Annotated in this window: 14 protein-coding genes; 8 read left to right on the top strand and 6 right to left on the bottom strand. The window is 73.0% G+C overall.

Annotated elements, in window-relative coordinates:
- Positions 1 to 40 precede the first annotated feature (40 nt).
- Complete coding sequence (locus ACWDRB_RS50545; RefSeq protein WP_449907169.1) at positions 41 to 1,174, bottom strand: epoxide hydrolase family protein; 1,134 nt, start codon at positions 1,172 to 1,174, stop codon at positions 41 to 43.
- Positions 1,175 to 1,262: 88 nt separating this feature from the next.
- Here ACWDRB_RS50545 and ACWDRB_RS50540 point away from each other — a divergent pair, with 88 nt between their 5' ends.
- Together ACWDRB_RS50540 and ACWDRB_RS50535 are read left to right on the top strand one after the other, a co-directional pair.
- Positions 1,263 to 2,243 carry a helix-turn-helix transcriptional regulator gene (locus ACWDRB_RS50540; protein ID WP_449907166.1) on the top strand — a complete coding sequence of 327 codons (981 nt, stop codon included), beginning with the start codon at positions 1,263 to 1,265 and terminating at the stop codon, positions 2,241 to 2,243.
- 10 nt (positions 2,244 to 2,253) lie between these two features.
- Complete coding sequence (locus ACWDRB_RS50535; RefSeq protein WP_449907164.1) at positions 2,254 to 2,829, top strand: TetR/AcrR family transcriptional regulator; 576 nt, start codon at positions 2,254 to 2,256, stop codon at positions 2,827 to 2,829.
- Between the two features lie 24 nt (positions 2,830 to 2,853).
- Here ACWDRB_RS50535 and ACWDRB_RS50530 read toward each other — a convergent pair whose 3' ends face one another.
- Positions 2,854 to 3,831: an Lrp/AsnC family transcriptional regulator gene (locus ACWDRB_RS50530; RefSeq protein WP_449907161.1), complete on the bottom strand. Its 978-nt coding sequence runs from the start codon at positions 3,829 to 3,831 to the stop codon at positions 2,854 to 2,856.
- Between the two features lie 131 nt (positions 3,832 to 3,962).
- Between ACWDRB_RS50530 and ACWDRB_RS50525 the strand changes: the two genes are divergently transcribed.
- The 3 genes from ACWDRB_RS50525 (at position 3,963) to ACWDRB_RS50515 (ending at position 9,198) form a co-directional block, all read left to right on the top strand.
- A complete protein-coding gene (locus ACWDRB_RS50525; protein WP_449907158.1) occupies positions 3,963 to 5,417 on the top strand; it encodes an MFS transporter in 1,455 nt (484 codons plus the stop codon).
- A 93-nt stretch (positions 5,418 to 5,510) separates the two neighbouring features.
- Entirely contained in the window at positions 5,511 to 8,066 is a 2,556-nt protein-coding gene (locus tag ACWDRB_RS50520) for a DUF7825 domain-containing protein (protein ID WP_449907155.1), read from the top strand.
- A 13-nt stretch (positions 8,067 to 8,079) separates the two neighbouring features.
- Entirely contained in the window at positions 8,080 to 9,198 is a 1,119-nt protein-coding gene (locus tag ACWDRB_RS50515; RefSeq protein WP_449907152.1) for a phosphotransferase, read from the top strand.
- 166 nt (positions 9,199 to 9,364) lie between these two features.
- Here ACWDRB_RS50515 and ACWDRB_RS50510 read toward each other — a convergent pair whose 3' ends face one another.
- Positions 9,365 to 10,372 carry a carboxymuconolactone decarboxylase family protein gene (locus ACWDRB_RS50510; RefSeq protein WP_449907149.1) on the bottom strand — a complete coding sequence of 336 codons (1,008 nt, stop codon included), beginning with the start codon at positions 10,370 to 10,372 and terminating at the stop codon, positions 9,365 to 9,367.
- A gap of 368 nt (positions 10,373 to 10,740) precedes the next feature.
- On the opposite strand from ACWDRB_RS50510, the gene ACWDRB_RS50505 reads away from it, so the two are divergent.
- Positions 10,741 to 11,052, top strand: a complete 312-nt coding sequence (locus ACWDRB_RS50505; protein ID WP_449907146.1) for an SCO4225 family membrane protein — start codon at positions 10,741 to 10,743, stop codon at positions 11,050 to 11,052.
- A 16-nt stretch (positions 11,053 to 11,068) separates the two neighbouring features.
- On the opposite strand, the gene ACWDRB_RS50500 is transcribed toward ACWDRB_RS50505, so the two are convergent.
- Positions 11,069 to 12,046 carry an NmrA/HSCARG family protein gene (locus ACWDRB_RS50500; RefSeq protein WP_449907143.1) on the bottom strand — a complete coding sequence of 326 codons (978 nt, stop codon included), beginning with the start codon at positions 12,044 to 12,046 and terminating at the stop codon, positions 11,069 to 11,071.
- Between the two features lie 100 nt (positions 12,047 to 12,146).
- Between ACWDRB_RS50500 and ACWDRB_RS50495 the strand changes: the two genes are divergently transcribed.
- Complete coding sequence (locus ACWDRB_RS50495; RefSeq protein WP_449907140.1) at positions 12,147 to 12,968, top strand: helix-turn-helix domain-containing protein; 822 nt, start codon at positions 12,147 to 12,149, stop codon at positions 12,966 to 12,968.
- A gap of 25 nt (positions 12,969 to 12,993) precedes the next feature.
- On the opposite strand, the gene ACWDRB_RS50490 is transcribed toward ACWDRB_RS50495, so the two are convergent.
- Positions 12,994 to 13,242, bottom strand: coding sequence for a hypothetical protein (locus tag ACWDRB_RS50490; RefSeq protein WP_449907137.1), 249 nt, complete (start codon positions 13,240 to 13,242; stop codon positions 12,994 to 12,996).
- 292 nt (positions 13,243 to 13,534) lie between these two features.
- On the opposite strand from ACWDRB_RS50490, the gene ACWDRB_RS50485 reads away from it, so the two are divergent.
- Positions 13,535 to 14,431, top strand: coding sequence for a LysR family transcriptional regulator (locus ACWDRB_RS50485; protein WP_449907134.1), 897 nt, complete (start codon positions 13,535 to 13,537; stop codon positions 14,429 to 14,431).
- Between the two features lie 188 nt (positions 14,432 to 14,619).
- On the opposite strand, the gene ACWDRB_RS50480 is transcribed toward ACWDRB_RS50485, so the two are convergent.
- Positions 14,620 to 14,967, bottom strand: coding sequence for an oxidoreductase C-terminal domain-containing protein (locus ACWDRB_RS50480; RefSeq protein WP_449907130.1), 348 nt, complete (start codon positions 14,965 to 14,967; stop codon positions 14,620 to 14,622).
- Positions 14,968 to 15,071 lie beyond the last annotated feature (104 nt).

The following is a 15,071-nucleotide window of genomic DNA, read 5'->3' as shown; positions in this document are numbered from 1 at the left end:
GGTGCGGCCGCGTCACCGAACGCGGCCGCACCAGGAAAGCTCAGCGGACCTTGGCGAAGAACGCGCGCAGGTCGGCCGCGAGGCGGCCGGGCTGCTCCATGGCGACGAAGTGGTGTCCGGCCGTGTTGTCCTCGGGCCAGTGCAGGATGGTGTTGTGCCGCTCGGCGAGCCGCCGGATCCCGGGCGGCCCGCTGTAGACGCCGGTCGGCGCCGCCGTCTGCCCCTTCGGCCAGCCGAAGCCCGTGCTCTCGTAGTAGGGCCAGGACGAGGTGCCGAAGGTTGCGGTGAGCCAGTAGAGGCTCACGTTCGTCAGGAGGAGGTCGCGGTCGATCACCTCCTCCGGCGTCTTGGCCGCGACGGTGAACTCCTTGAACTTGTGCGTCATCCAGGCCAGCGCCGCGACCGGGGAGTCGTGCCAGCCGTAGGCGAAGGTCGCCGGCGCCGCGCGCAGCAGCCCATGGTGGTCCACGCCGTTCATCCAGTCCTGCTCCTGCAGCCGCGCGAACGCCGCCCGCTCGTCCTCGGTCATCTCCGGGACGTCGTCCTGGGTGGGGAAGCCGAGCCCGCTGATGACGTAGACGCCGATCACGTGCTCCGGGTCGGTCGTGGCGACCTCCGGGGCGACGTACGCGCCGTAATCGCCGCCCTGGGTGCCGTAGCGGTCGTACCCGAGGCGGCGCATCAGCTCCGCCCAGATCCGCGCCACGCGCGTGACGTCCCAGCCCGTCTCGCGCGGCGGCGCGGAGAACCCGAACCCGGGCAGCGACGGCACCACCACGTGGAACGCCTGGGCGGGGTCGCCGCCGTGCGCGCGGGGGTCGGTGAGAAGCTCGATCAGGTCGGCGAACTCCACGAAGGAGTTCGGCCAGCCGTGCGTGAGGATGAGCGGCAGGGCGTCCGGCTCGGCGGAGCGCACGTGCAGGAAGTGGATGTCCTGGCCGTCGATCTCCGTCATGAACTGCGGGAACCCGTTCAGCCGCGCCTCGTGCCGGCGCCAGTCGTAGCCGTCGCGCCAGTAGGCGGCCAGCTCCTCGAGGTGGGCGGCGGGGATGCCGCGGCTCCAGCCCTCACCCGGCAGCTGCCGGGACCACCGGGTACGGGCCAGCCGGTCGTTCAGGTCGTCCAGGTCGGCCTGGGGGATGTCGATGCGAAAAGGGCGGATCTCGGTGCCCATGGTTGTCCTCCTGCGGTCGTGATGACGTGCCGACGGTAGGAGCCATCTAGGTCGATCCATGTCCTACATGACGCCCATACTTGGAGTCATGAGCGACACCCCCGCACGGCTGCTCGCGCTGCTGTCGTTGCTGCAGACCCCGCGCGAATGGCCCGGCAGTGAGCTGGCCGAGCGGCTGGAGGTCAGCCCTCGCACGGTCCGCCGCGACATCGACCGCCTGCGCGAGCTCGGCTACCCGGTGCAGGCGACGATGGGGGCGGCGGGCGGCTACCGGCTCATCGCCGGCAAGGCGATGCCGCCGCTGCTGCTGGACGACGAGGAGGCGGTGGCCATCGCGGTGGGCCTGCGCATGGCGGCCGGGCAGCCGGTGGACGGCATGGAGGAGGCCTCCGTGCGCGCTCTGGCCAAGCTGGAGCAGGTGCTGCCGGCGCGGCTGCGGCAGCGCGTCGGCGCGCTCGGGGCCGCCACGGTGTCGATGACGGCCGCGAACGGGCCGAGCGTCGATCCGCAGAACCTGGCGGTGCTCGCCTGGACGGCCGCCAACCGCGAACGCCTGCGCTTCGACTACCAGGCGAACGACGGCAGCCGGTCCAGCCGGCTGGTCGAGCCCTACCGCCTGGTGGCCGGCGGGCGCCGCTGGTATCTGCTCGCGTACGACGACGACCGCGACGACTGGCGGATCTTCCGCGTCGACCGGCTCGGCGCCCCGCGGCCGACCGGCGTCCGGTTCGCGCCCCGCGAACCGCCCGAGCCGGACGCGGCCGCCTTCATCACCCGCAAGATCTACTCGCTCGCCCCCACCTACGAGGTGCGGGCCACCCTGCGCCTGCCGGCCGAGGAGGCGATCGAGCGGCTCGGCGCCGCTCCGGGCGACGTCCGGCCCCTGGACGGGCACAGCTGCGAGCTGCACGGACACGCCGACACCCTGGAGTGGCTGGCCGCGCGGCTGCTCATGCTCGGCTGCGAGTTCGAGGTGCACGAGCCGCCGGAGCTGCTGGCGTACCTGCGGGCGGTGGGCGGCCGGGCCGTCCGGGCCGCCGGTGTTGCCGCGGGCTTTACTGACCTGTAAGTATGAGCGGATGGAGGATCGGCGGCTCAGTCCGGGCGGGCAGCGGTTGCTGGAGGTGGCGACCGAGGTCTTCTACGCCGAGGGCATCCGCGCGACCGGCGTCGACACGCTGGTGGAGCGGGCCGGGGTGTCCAAGCCGACCCTGTACGCCCAGTTCGGGTCCAAGGAGAACCTCGTGGCGGCGGTCCTCGCCCGCCGCAGCGCCGCCCGGCAGGCCGCCCTGAGCGCGTACCTGGCCGGCAGCGGGGTCCGGGGAGGGCAGGCGGTGCTGGCGGTCTTCGACTGGCTGGCCGAGGGACACGGCCGCGAGGGCTTTCGCGGGTGCCCGTTCACCAACGCGGCGGTCGAGCTGCCCGATCCCGGGCACCCGGCGCGGGCGGTGATCTCGGCCTACAAGTCGTGGCTGCGCGGGACGCTCGCCACGCTGGCCGGGCAGGCGGGCCTGGCGCGGCCCGAAGAGGTGGGCGACGCGTTGCTGCTGCTCATCGACGGCGCCAACGCGCGCGTGGTGGTCGACGACGACCGTGCGGCGATGCTGCGCGCCAGGGCGGCGGCGGCCAGGCTGATCGGCGCGGCCGGCTCGTGAGGGTCAGCGGCCGGCTCGTGAGGATCAGACGCCGGGCCGGAGCGGTCCGGCGTGCTTGACGGTCTGCAGGACGGGGGCGGTCTCGATGGTGCGGATCTCGGGCAACGCCCCCAGCCGGTGGGTGATGTAGCGGTGCAGGTGATCGGTGCCGGAGCACAGCGCGTGGGCCAGCAGGTTGGTGGGGCCGGTGGTGTGGGCGACGGCGGCGAGCTCGTCGTGGCCCGCCAGGGCGGTGGCGACCTGGTCGAGGTGCGCCGGCGCGATCGCCATCCAGAGCAGCGCCTGGGTCGCGACGCCGAGGGGGACGGGGTCGATCTCGAGGTCGAAGAAGATCGTGCCGTGGGCGCGCAGGTCGGTCAGGCGCCGCGCCACCGTGGCCTCGGACCAGCCCGTGCTCCTGGCGAGGTCGGCGTAGCCGGCCCGGCCGTCATGGCGCAGGGCATCCAGCAGGGCCTGGTCGGCGCGGTCCAGTGACGGCCGGCCCGACGGCGCGGCGGGCACGTCAGCCGCGGCCGGCCTGAGCTGCCGCTGCTGTCCCTCGTCGAGGGCCTGGGCGATGCCCTGCCACGCGGTGGGCCCGCCCCGGTAGGGGTGGAGCAGGTACTGGGCGGAGACCGACGTGATCCCTGCCTTCCTGGGCAGGTCGTGCAGCAGCATCGAGGGCGGGTCGTCCACGCCGTGCGGGACGTGGACCATGGCGAAGATCTCGGTGCCGCCGGACAGCAGCTTGATCCATGACGTGTCGGGCCGCCGGGCCAGGGCCTGGGCGAGGGTACGGGTCGCGACCGGGCTGGTGGTGAGGCGGACCACCCACTGGCTGTGCCCCACCCGGGACGGGTCGGGCAGCCCGACGACGCGCAGGGAGGCGTTCGCGCGCAGCCGCTGGTAGCGGCGGGCCACGGTCTGGGTGGACACGCCCAGCGCCCGGGCGATGCCGCTGAACGGCGCCCGCCCGTCGATGTGCAGGGCATGGATCAAACCGCGGTCCAGATCGTCGAGCATGAGCAAATCATGCATGAGATCCGGCTTCGTGGAAAAATTGCCCGAACATCTCGGGCATTGTGGAATCGCCGATGCCGGTGGCCGCAGCCTTGGTCGCGGAAGTCATCCGTACGACTGAGGGGGACTGGGACATGCCGGTTCGGGAGGATCCGACGGTGGCCTACCGGTGGCGGTGGGTCGTGCTGGGCGCGCTGCTGACCGCTGAGGCGATGAACGTGCTGGACTCGACGATCGTGCAGGTCGCGGCGCCGGTGATCCGCGCCGGGCTCGGCGGCTCCGAGTCCGCCATCCAGTGGTTCAGCTCGGCCTACACGCTGCCGTTCGCGGCGTTCCTGATCTTGGGTGGCCGGTTGGGGGACATGATCGGCCGCAAGCGGGTGTTCCTGATCGGGATCGCGGGGTTCACGCTGGCGTCGTTGTGCTGCGCGCTGGCGCCCGGCGCGGGCGTGCTGATCGGCGCGCGGGCGCTCCAGGGCACGGCCGCCGCCTTGATCATCCCGCAGACGATCGGGTTGATCCGCTCGATGTTCGCCGGAGCCGAGCTGGCCAGGGCGATGAGCACCATCGGGCCCGTCATGGGCCTGTCGGTGATCTTCGGGCCCGTGCTCGGGGCCGTGCTCACCCACGCCGACCTGTTCGGCTCGTCGTGGCGGGCGGCGTTCCTGGTCAACGTGCCCCTCGCCGTGGCCGTGCTCGCCGTCGGCCCCTTGCTCCGCGAGGACCGGGCCGCGCGGCCGCCTCGCCTGGACCTGCCCGGGACCGGGCTGGCGGTGCTGGGCGCCGGGCTGGTGGTCTACCCGCTCATCGAGGGCGGCGACGCCGTCCGGCCCGGGTGGGGCGCGGTCCTGCTCGTCGCCGGGGTCCTCGTCCTGGTGGCGTTCGGGCTCCACCAGCGCCGCCGGGCCCGGCGCGGGCGTGCTCCCCTGGTCGAGCCGAGCCTGTTCGGCGAGCGGGTCTTCCCGGCCGCGCTGGCGACCTCGACGCTGCTGTTCGCGGTGACCAACGGGCTGATGCTGGTCGTCGTGCTGCAGGTACAGCTCGGCCTGGGCCGCGACGTCCTGACCGCCGGGCTGACCCTGCTCCCGTGGTCGGTCGGGCTGGCGATCTCCTCCGGGATCGTGGGCGCGCGGATGACGCCGCGCCGCCTGTCACGGGTCATGTTCGCCGGGCTCGCCGTCCTGTTCGCCGGGGTCCTCGGGGCTCTGGCCGCCTACGCGGGCGCGTACTCGTGGCCGCTGTTCGTGGCGCTGGCGGTGTGCGGGGCCGGGAACGGCATGGTCACCGTCCCGTTCTTCACCGCCGCCCTGGCGCGCCTGCACCCCCATCAGGTCGGGTCGGCGGCCGGTCTGCTCAACGCCGTCCAGCAGTTCGGCGGCACGCTGGGGATCGCGCTGCTCGGCAGCGTCTTCCTGCACGGACTGGCCGGCGGCTCGGACGCGAACGCCGCGGCGGCGCCGGCGTTCGGGCTCGGTCTCGTGCTGCTGGCCGCCACGGCCGTCGCCGCGGCGTTCATGAGAGCCCCCGTCGCCCCCGAGCCGGAGCGGGAGCGCGCGGCCGTGGGCGAGCCGACCCGATCCAGGCTCTGAACCCGTCGAAGGGCTGGTCGACGCGCAGAGCCCGAGATTGTCGTGGGTGATCGCTAGGGTCACCGTCATGGTTGACGCAGCGGAGGTGTGGTCATGCGCCGGTTCTTCCCGGTCCGCATCGGAGGTGGCCGGATGAGCGCGTGGGAGCGCCTGCTAAAGCCGGCCAAGGGCGGTGACGTGGCCCGCGTCTTCCGCCTGCTCCTGGAGCTGGACGCCGACGATCGCAAGGCGGTGGCGGCGCAGCTGCCGCGCCACCTGGCGGGGCTGCGGGTGGAGGATTGGTGGTCCTGGCGGCACCAGCTCAGGCCGTTGCGGCTGGCGGGCGTGGCGTGTCTGGGCGGCGCGGCGGCCGTCACGGCGTGGCTGTTCAGACGCGAGTTCCAGTGGGTCGAGAGCGACGACGAGCGCGTGATCCTGCTGCTGCGGCAGCGGCCGGCCGAGTGGCGGGCCGACGTGGCCCGCCGCATCGCCGCCCGCCTGCGCCTCAACGACATGCGCTACTGGGAGGTGGCCGCGGCGCTCGTGCGCGAGACCGGGATCGAGCCGCCGGATGGCGACGCGTTCATGGTGGGCTGGTTACGCGCGCTCCACCCGGGGACGGCGGCCACCGATCCGCTGTTCACCGCGTTCGCGCCGCGGCTCTTCGAGGTCGACGGCCTGGGCGAGGCCCTTCCCGCGCAGGTGGGGACCGTCGCCCGGCTCGTCGAGGACGGCCTGCTGGAGCGCAAACCGGTCATCGACGGCATCGTGGGGCGGCTGCTGCGTGACGGGCCGTCGGCGCTGAGCGCCCTGGCCGTCCTGCACGATCGGCTCGACCTCGACATCGACGAGTCCGCCGAGCGGGCCAGAGACTACACCCGGCTGCTGCCCGCCGGGCCGGTGGCGGTGGCCGACCTGGCGCTGGCGCAGCTGCGGCGGCTGGAGGAGGCGGGGCGGCTGGAGGAGGAGCTGTTCGCCGAGGCGATGGAGGCGCTGGCGTTCCGGCCGGAGAAGAAGCTGCTGCGCGCGGCCCTGTCGTGGGCGGGCGACGCCGTGCTGCGTGACGCCCGCCGCGCGGACGTCGTACTGGCCGCCATGTCCCTGATCTTCGCGCAGGACACGCTGGCGTTGCAGGAGCGGGCCGTGCGGCTGGCCGTCAAGCTGGCCCCGCGGGCGGGGGAGGCCGGCCGGGAGGCGGTGCGGCAGGCGGCGGCCGGGCTGCCCGAGGAGCTGCTGGAGCGGGTCTCGGCGGTGTACGGGGGTGACATCGCCGCCGAGGAGGTGATCGTCACGCCGCTGCCGGCAGTGGGGCAAGGGCCGGCGTTGCCGCCGCCGTACGCCTCGCCGGACCAGCTCGTACGCGCGGTGAGCGTCCCCGAGGTGGATCCGCACACGTACGAACGCCTGCTGGCCGGGCTGGTCGAGTGGTCGCATCGGGCGCCCGACGCGCTGCGCGAGGCGTTACGTCCCTGGCTGGAGCCGTTCGATTCGATCTTCTTCGGTCACAACCGCGAGGACCCGGTCCATGCCGTGCGCCGGGCGTTCCTGGCGTTCGCCGCGCCCGGGGCCGGGGATGCGCTGCCCAAGGACGCCATCCGGCAGCCGCCGACCCTGGGCGGGTTCAAGCAGCTCTACCTCGGCCGCGCGGCCGAGCTCGCGCGCTCGTACGAGGAGGGTGACGGCTACCCGGTCCTGCTGGCCACACCCACGGCGGGCAGTGGCCACGTCGATCCCGGGGTGCTGCTCGACCGCCTCGAGCTGCTGGAGGCCGCCGGGGCGCGGGCACTGCCCGGCGACCTGGTCCAGGCCCTGCTGCGGCTGCCCCGCGACCTGCCCGACGCGTGCGTGCGGCGGGCGCGGCGGCTGACCTCCGAGGCGGGCCGCGCGTGCGCCGCCTGGATGCGCGACGGCGGGGCCCCCGATCCGCGGGTGACGGTCCACCTGCGCACCGAGCGCAACGGCTACTACCTGTCGGGCATGCCCGCCCTGCGCCCCGTGCTGGACGTGCCGGACGATCTTCCCGAGGAGCTCCGCCCGCTCTACCGGCCGCAGACCGGCTACGCGTTCACGCTCGAATGGTGGCCGCTCGCCATGCCCTCGCACCCGGAGATCGTGGCCGCGCACATGGTCTGGATGATGTCGATCTGCATCGACTCCAGCGAGGCGCAGACGCAGTCGCTGGTCGGCCTGGCCCACGCCGACGGGCCGCTCGGCAGCGCCGTGGCGCATGCGCTCGCCTGCGGCATGGGCCACGAGAACGCCGCCGACCGCGCCGCGGCCACCGACGCCCTCCTGACGCTGGCCGCCCGCGGCCGGGTGCCGGCGCAGGCGCTGGCGGAGACGCTCACCAAGCTGGTCGCCGAGGGGTTCCTCAAGCTCAACCGGGTGGTGTCGGTGCTCGACGACGCCACGCAGGCCGGGGCGCACGAGGCGGTGTGGGAGGTGGTCGTACGGCTCCTGCCCGGGCTGCTGCCCCAGGAGGGCGAACGGCCCCGCGCGGGCGCGGCCGACCTCCTGGCGGCGGGGGCTCGGGCGGCCAGGATCGCCGGCGTACGGGCCGAGCTGCCGGACGTGACGGCGGTGGCGGCCCGCAAGGGGTCGAGCAGGCTGGTCCAGGAGGCGCGGCGGCTGCAGCACCTGGTCGCCCTCCCTAAGAAATCTACTTTGTAAAGGCGCCGGGCCGATGATCATCCTCGATCCCACGGAGAACAGCCTTGTCAGTAAGGTCGAGAAGCTGCTGTCGCCTGCCACCGTCGTCGGGTGGCGGCGGCTGGAGCCCTGGGCGGTCGCGCGGGCGGAGCTGAGCGGCTCGCACGGCTCGGTGATCGTGAAGTGGATGCGGCCCCATGCGCCCGGTCCCGACCGTTCGGAGCCGTGGCGGCTGCGGAGCGAGGTGGCCGCCCTGGGGTTCCTGTCCGACGATCTCGGCGTGCGGCTGGCGCCGAGGGTGGTGGCCGCGGATCCGGCGGCGGGGCTGGTGGTGCTGGAGGATCTGGCGCCGCGGGTGCCGTTGGACGGCCTGCTGCGGGCGGGCGGGGCGGCGGCGCACGGGGAGCGGCTGGCGGCGTTCGCCCGGGCGCGCGGTGAGCTCAACGCCGTGACCGCCGGCCGGGCTGAGGTCTATTACGCGCGCAGGGCGGCTCTGGGGGCGGTCGATCGGGTGGCGGACTGCGCGGGGAGGTTCGCCGGGTTCCGGGAGGAGGGGCGGCTGCAGGTCGCGGCCTTGGGGGTGGAGGTCGCCGGTGGTGCTGAGCGGGAGCTGGCGGTGGTGCTGGAGGAGCTGGGGGATCCGGGGCCTTTTCTCGCGTTGAGCAACGGGGATCCGGAGGCGAACAACGTTCTGGTGCGGGCGTCGGGGGCGCCGGACGCGCGGGTGATCGATTTCGAGTTCGCCGGGTTCACGCATGCGCTGCATGACGCGGTCTGCCTGTACGTTCCGGGTCCCGCGTGGCTGTCGGTGGACGGGGGGATGGGGGAGGCGTATCGGCGGGCTCTGGCCGTGGGGGTGCCGGAGGCGGAGGATGATCGGCGGTTCGGGTTCGGGCTGGCGGCGGCGTGCTTCTCCTACGTGTTGCTCCGGTTGCAACGGTTGTCGCAGGTGGATGGGCGGGCGGCGGGTGATGACAGCCGGGTGCAGCTGGTGGCGACGGTGGAGGCGGCGGCCCGGGTGGCGGAGTCGTTCGGCGTGCTGCTGGGGCTGGCCGGGTGGGGCTGGCGGGTGGGCGAGGCGCTGCGGCGGCGGTGGCCGGACGCGGATGTGGACGTGGCGGAGTTACCGCCGTTCGCGCCGCGCCGCCGGTGAGAGGCCCGTCTGTGGTGTAGCGGTCCCGGTGGGGGCGGCCGTCCGCGGTATCGCCTGCGTGGTGTGGCAGGTCGTGCCGGAGCGGCCGTCCCTGGTGGGGGAGCGCAGGTGGGGGTGGCGCTGCTGGTCGACGATGATCGCGGCGGTCAGCCCGTCCCGTACGGGGTCAGGTGGTGAGGTCGGCTTCGATGTGGGTGACGGCGGTCATGGCGCCGTAGGCGAGCAGGAAGACGGTGCAGTGGTCGCTGAAGCGGCGGTCGGTGGCGCGCCAGGCGGCGACGTGCTCGTCGGTGATGGCGTGCGGCGCCAGGCCGGCGAGGATCGCGACCCGCGCTCCCGCCCGCTCGTCCGGTGTCAGGCCCGCCAGCGGCCGGTCGAGCCGGTCGCCGACCGGCAGCAGGCGGCCCCGGTGCTCGGCGATCACTTCGGCCGTCACGTCCGCGGCCTCAGGGGTGAGCAGGCCGGCGCCCTGGGCGGCGGTGGCGGTGAGGGCGGCGTACGCGGCGCCGATCGGGTGGTCGGCCGCCCACGGCGGGGGTGGCGCGGTGGGCAGCCCGTCCAGCAGGGGGAGTGTGGCGCCGGGGCGCAGGTCCTGGTCGAGCGGGCGCAGGACGGGGGCGCCGTCGAAGGGCGGTTCGTCGTCGGGGGCCAGGGTGCCGGGGGTCAGCCCGGCGGGCAGCATGGCGGCCGCGACCCGGTCGACGAAGTGCGTGAACAGGAGCGTGCCGAGGAATTCGGCGGCTTCGGGTCCGGCGGGGAACGGAGGCCGTTGCGGCTCCCGGGCGGCCACTCCGGTGGAGGCGGCCCAGTCCAGCAGGGCGGCGAGCCTGGCGTCGGCGGGCGGGTCGCCGCGTTCGATGGCCTCGGCCAGGTGCGGCTCGCCCAGCAGGCGCAGCACCGACAGGAACGCCTGGATGTCGTAGTCGAGGTCGTTGGCCTGCGCCGCGCCCAGCGCCACGACGGCCTTCTCCAGCGCGGGGACGTCGCCGGCCAGTTGGCTCTCGCGCATGAGCGACCAGCCCGCGGCCATGAGCTCGGGGGAGGGCGACATCATCATCACGGCCGGTCCGATGCTGCTGAACTCGGCGTTGACCTGCGCGTACACCTCGGCCACCACACCGCGGGCGCGGTGCGGGAGGACGGGGGTGATGTGCCGTACCAGGGTCGATGACATGGGGCGATGCCTTTCTTCCGGATGAGGTGTCGAGCATCGCGGTCCGGGCGTGGTGGTGTCGTCGTCCCGGCGACGTCACCGCCCTATACTCCCCGGGGGGTATCGGGAGGTGCGGCTACGGCGGGTGGAGTACGGACGACGACACCGCCACCGAGGGTCGGGCGTGGCCGGGCAGGCGACGGCGCTCGGCCACGCGGTCGGGTTCGCCCTCGACATGCCGTGCTCGACATGCCGTGCTCGACATGCCGTGGGAGAAGCCGCGGGCGCGACACCGCCCCTGCGCTCGAGGCGTCGAGGAGGGTCGTGGCCGGGCGTCCGTGAAAGGATCGTGGGTGGACGCCGTCGTCTCCCGTGAAGGACGTGGTCGGATGCGCCGTTACAGGAACGGCAAGGTCGCGGCTGTGCTCGCCGTCGTCTACGCCGCTCTGGTGCTGGTTCTCGGCGTGGTCTCGCTGGTGATCCTGCTGACGGTGCGGGATCCGATTCTGCTGAGCGGCGTCGCGCTCGTCGGCGTCACCTTCCCCCTCGGCTGGCTGATCCGGTGGGGATGGGACCTGGTGCCGCCTCAGATCGCGAACCCGGTGTTGCTCACCGTGGTCCTGGCCGGTGCCGGTCTGCTGCAGGCGTGGTTGATCTGGCGGATCTTCCGGGGGCGTCCGGTCCCCGGAGACGGAGTGTGATCGTACGCCGCGGCCGTCAGATGGCGGCCGTGATCTCGTCGCGGTGCTCGTTCAGCCAGTCGTCGAGGGAGCGCAGCCGGGGGTTGAGCTCGCGTACCAGGCCGAGGTCGCGTACGCCGGTGAAGTAGGCGGACGCCTCGGAGTAGAACTCGAACATGTTGCCGATCTCGACGGCGCCGGGGAATCCGGCGGCCCGCATCTGGTCGTAGGTCAGCGGCGCGTAGGTCACCGGCTCGCCGAGCAGTGTGGTGAACTTCTCCGCGAGCTCCTTGCCGTCGGCGTGCTCGCCGGCGATGCTCACGGTGCGGCCGACGAACTCCGGGCCCCGCCGGAAGATGCCGAGTGCGGTGCGGCCGATGTCCTCGGCGGCGATCATGGACATCGGGTTGCCCGCCATGGGCAGGGTCAGCACGAGGCGGCCGCTCGCGTCGCGGTGCGGGCCCTGTCCCTGGAGGAAGGCCTCGTAGTAGAAGGTGGTCTGCAGGAACGTGGTCGGCACGCCGAGACCGGTGAAGGCCGCGTTGGCCTCGGCCTTGGCGTCGAAGTGCGGCACCGCGTACTCCCCGAGCAGCGTCGGCACCCGGCGGCCCAGGTGGGCGAAGTGCGGCCGGGTGTCCTCGAGCGTGGACCACACGACGTGCCTGAGCGCGGCGGCCTTGGCGGCGCGGGCGGCCGCGTGCGCCTGGTCGATCTCCATGCGGGCGGCATCGCGGGCGGCCTCCTGCTCGGGGGTGCGCCGGGCCCAGAAGTTGGTCACGACGTACGCGCCCCAGGCCCCGGCGAAGGCGTGATGCGCGCTGTCCTCGTCGTCGAGGTCGGCGTACACGACCTCGGCGCCCTGCTCGGCCAGGGCGCGGGCCTGCGGGGAGGCGGTGTCGCGGGTGAGGGCGCGGACGGTGAACGGTCCGTCGGGGTCGGCGAGGATGGCGCGGACCAGTCCGCCGCCCTGCGCTCCGGTGGCCCCGACCACAGCGATGATCTTCTTGTCGGTCATGCCTTCACCTTGGCGGCGTTCTCGCGTGGGCGCCTGCCCCTGTCCTGGGTACCCATGACAGGGGATGGGAGCGGCCGGCGGATGCGGCGACAATGGGGGCATGGGAGAGCAGTTGGGGGAGTTCCTTCGCGCCCGCCGTGCCGCGTTGACGCCCGAGGCCGGCGGCGTGCCGACCTACGGTGCGGCGCGCCGGGTGCCGGGGCTGCGCCGCGACGAGGTGGCGCAGCTGGCCGGGATCAGCGTGAACTACTACACGCGCCTGGAGCAGGGCGAGAGCCATCAGATGTCGGACTCGGTGCTGGAGGCGCTGGGCAACGCCTTCCAGCTGACCGCCGATGAGCGCATGCACCTGGTGCGGCTCGCCCGTCCCGAACAGGTGCAGGTGGCGCGCCGTCCCTACGGCCCCGAGCGGCTGCGTCCGTCGGTGGTGGCGCTGGTGGAGGGGGTCGCCGACCAGGCGGCGATCATCCTCGGCAGGTACTTCGACCTGCTCGGCGGCAACCGGCTCGGCTACGCGCTGTACGGCCTGAACCCCGGTCAGCGGGTGAACCTGGCCAAGACGATGTTCCTCGACCCGGCCATGCGCGACCTGTATCCCGACTGGGAGACGCACGCCGGCGAGGTCGCCGCATACCTGCGCATGGCCACCGGCGACATGCCGGACGATCCCCTGCTGGCCGAGCTGATCGGCGAGCTGAGCATCAAGAGCCCCGACTTCACCCGCGTCTGGGGCGGCCAGCGGGTCGCCGAGTGCACCTACTCGGTACGGCGGATCAACCATCCCCTCGTCGGGCCGCTGGAGCTCAACGAGGAGACCATGCGCGTGCCCGACGACCCCGGCCAGCGGATCATCTTCCTCGGCGCGGCGCCCGGGACGGACTCGGCCGAGCGCCTGCGGCTGCTCGACTCGCTGAGCGCCTGACCGCGGGGCGAGGGCAGCAGGATCATCAGCGCCACCAGCACGGCCGCGGCCGGCGCGCCCCAGAACAGGACGTCGGGGTCGCCTCCGGGCTCGGGGCGCGGACCTGGAGTTCCCGGGTCAGGAGGTTGCCGAAGATCGCCACGCCGAGCGAGAGGCCCAGCCCGCGGACGGACACCGTGGCCGAGGTGGTGGCGGCCAGATCCGCGGGGGAGGCCGCGTTCTGCGCGAGGACGACCAGGTTCTGCATGAGCAGCCCGAAGCCGGCCCCCAGCACGCCGATCCCCGCGGCGAGCAGGACGTACGGACTGCCGGGTCCAGGCGGCTCAGTGTCACATCTGCGCTCCGTCCGGCTACCGTGATCGGTATGTGTTCGGTCTCATCCGACCCGTGGCATGTCGCGCCGATCCTGAGGCATTCGTCCGCATGCCTCAGGTGTGCCAGACAGCCGGCGCGTGTCCCGTGAGGGATCCTCCCCACTCGATGGGCGAACAGATCCAGACGCTATGGCTCACAGGCTATCTTGACTATGGTTAATATCGCCGGAGTGCTATGTACCTGGAGACGTGATGGAGCTGAACTCGCTCAGGCAGTTCCTGGTGGTGGCGCGGCTGGAACATCTCAGCGGCGCGGCCGAGGAGCTTCGCGTCGCCCAGCCGTCGCTGAGCCGTACCATCGCCCGGCTGGAGAGCGAGCTGCGCACACCGCTGTTCGACCGGAGCGGCCGGCTGCGACTGAATGACGCGGGCAAGCTCTTCCGCGATTACGTCGAACGCTCCCTGGGGGAGCTGGATGCGGGGCGGCGAGCCGTCGCCGAGGCCGTCAGCGAGGGTGTGGGCACCGTACGGCTCGCGTCGGAGACCTTCCTCACGCTCACCGGGCCGCTGGCGGCCTTCAAACGAGCTCACCCGACCATCGAGGTCGAACTCCGCTGGATGGCGGCCGAGGAGATGGGCCGTCACCTGCGGGCCCAGGACGTCGACCTGTGCGTCGCCTCCCAGCCGATTTCCGCTGAGGGCCTGGAGGCGGTCCAACTGCTCGATGAGGCGGTCGGTGTAGCCACGCCGCTCGGCCATCCGCTGGCGAGCCGTACGTCGGTGAGCATCGACGAGCTCACCGGCCAGCCCTTCGTCAGCGCCCGCAAAGGGCACTGGCAACGCCGACTCCTGGACCGGCTCTTCGCCGCACGAGACCATACCCCGAAGATCGTCTGCGAGGTCGACGAGCCCAGTGCCATCGCGGCCCTGATCAGCGCTGGGCTCGGCATCGGTCTCGTCCCCGCCTTCGCCCGGACCGGCTCCACGCGGGTCCCAGCCGCCTGGGTCCCTGTCGACAGCCCTGACTGCCGACGCGCGGTCACCCTGTACTGGGGCGCCGGTAGCCACCTGTCCACCGCCGCCCGCCTGATGCGCACCACGATCGCCAACTGGAACTGGATCACCGGCGAACCACAGGAGAAGCGCTAAGGGGGTCCGGCCGGCGACGTCGACGATGTGAGGCGTGATCCGCTCGCCGCTTCGATCGGGCGGTGCGCGGTGACGACCAGCCCTCCGCCGTCGGTAGCCGCCCACGGGGCTCGCAGCCGAGCGAGCAGCCTGGTACTCGCGCCGCCCTGGCCTGATTCGGCCCCTTTGGCCTGTCGTACGAAAGGGTCTCACGAGGTACGGCTCGGCGCGTTCGGCAGGAGGTTCGGCAAGGGGGTGTCGGGGTCGGCGAGTTGTTGCGGGTCGGCGGGGTGCCCGGTGGCGATGAGGGTGCGCAGGTGATCGGCGGCGCCCCGGTTGTCGATGGTCAGGGCGGCCACGGGGATGCTGTGGTCGAGCCAGAAGGCGGTGAATCCGTGAGTGGCGTGCTCGCCGCGGGTGATGATGCGGTCCCAGGTCGTGGGGAGTCCGAGGTATTCGAGGGTGGAACCGTACTGGGTGGAGAAGAAGTAGGCGACGTGGCCGATGGTCGAGGGCTTGCCGACCATGGTGGCCGCGGCGGCGGTGCCGTGGATCACGGCGTTGTCCTAGACGAGTAAGTCCGATCTCCGGTCAGTGGTCGTAGGCGGTCAGTGACCGGGTGATCGGGGCGTTGGTTGCGTGGTTGTGCCAGATCGCGGCG

It is taken from the genome of Nonomuraea sp. NPDC003707 (assembly GCF_053587055.1).
This window is presented reverse-complemented; position numbering and strand designations above follow the sequence as displayed.

What these genes read in the sequence shown, in the direction of transcription:
- ACWDRB_RS50545 (WP_449907169.1), bottom strand. Translation starts at nt 1,174, where the DNA reads ATGGGCACCGAGATCCGCCCTTTTCGCATCGACATCCCCCAGGCCGAC.
- ACWDRB_RS50540 (WP_449907166.1), top strand. Translation starts at nt 1,263, where the DNA reads ATGAGCGACACCCCCGCACGGCTGCTCGCGCTGCTGTCGTTGCTGCAG.
- ACWDRB_RS50535 (WP_449907164.1), top strand. Translation starts at nt 2,254, where the DNA reads ATGGAGGATCGGCGGCTCAGTCCGGGCGGGCAGCGGTTGCTGGAGGTG.
- ACWDRB_RS50530 (WP_449907161.1), bottom strand. Translation starts at nt 3,831, where the DNA reads ATGCTCGACGATCTGGACCGCGGTTTGATCCATGCCCTGCACATCGAC.
- ACWDRB_RS50525 (WP_449907158.1), top strand. Translation starts at nt 3,963, where the DNA reads ATGCCGGTTCGGGAGGATCCGACGGTGGCCTACCGGTGGCGGTGGGTC.
- ACWDRB_RS50520 (WP_449907155.1), top strand. Translation starts at nt 5,511, where the DNA reads ATGCGCCGGTTCTTCCCGGTCCGCATCGGAGGTGGCCGGATGAGCGCG.
- ACWDRB_RS50515 (WP_449907152.1), top strand. Translation starts at nt 8,080, where the DNA reads ATGATCATCCTCGATCCCACGGAGAACAGCCTTGTCAGTAAGGTCGAG.
- ACWDRB_RS50510 (WP_449907149.1), bottom strand. Translation starts at nt 10,372, where the DNA reads ATGTCATCGACCCTGGTACGGCACATCACCCCCGTCCTCCCGCACCGC.
- ACWDRB_RS50505 (WP_449907146.1), top strand. Translation starts at nt 10,741, where the DNA reads ATGCGCCGTTACAGGAACGGCAAGGTCGCGGCTGTGCTCGCCGTCGTC.
- ACWDRB_RS50500 (WP_449907143.1), bottom strand. Translation starts at nt 12,046, where the DNA reads ATGACCGACAAGAAGATCATCGCTGTGGTCGGGGCCACCGGAGCGCAG.
- ACWDRB_RS50495 (WP_449907140.1), top strand. Translation starts at nt 12,147, where the DNA reads ATGGGAGAGCAGTTGGGGGAGTTCCTTCGCGCCCGCCGTGCCGCGTTG.
- ACWDRB_RS50485 (WP_449907134.1), top strand. Translation starts at nt 13,535, where the DNA reads ATGGAGCTGAACTCGCTCAGGCAGTTCCTGGTGGTGGCGCGGCTGGAA.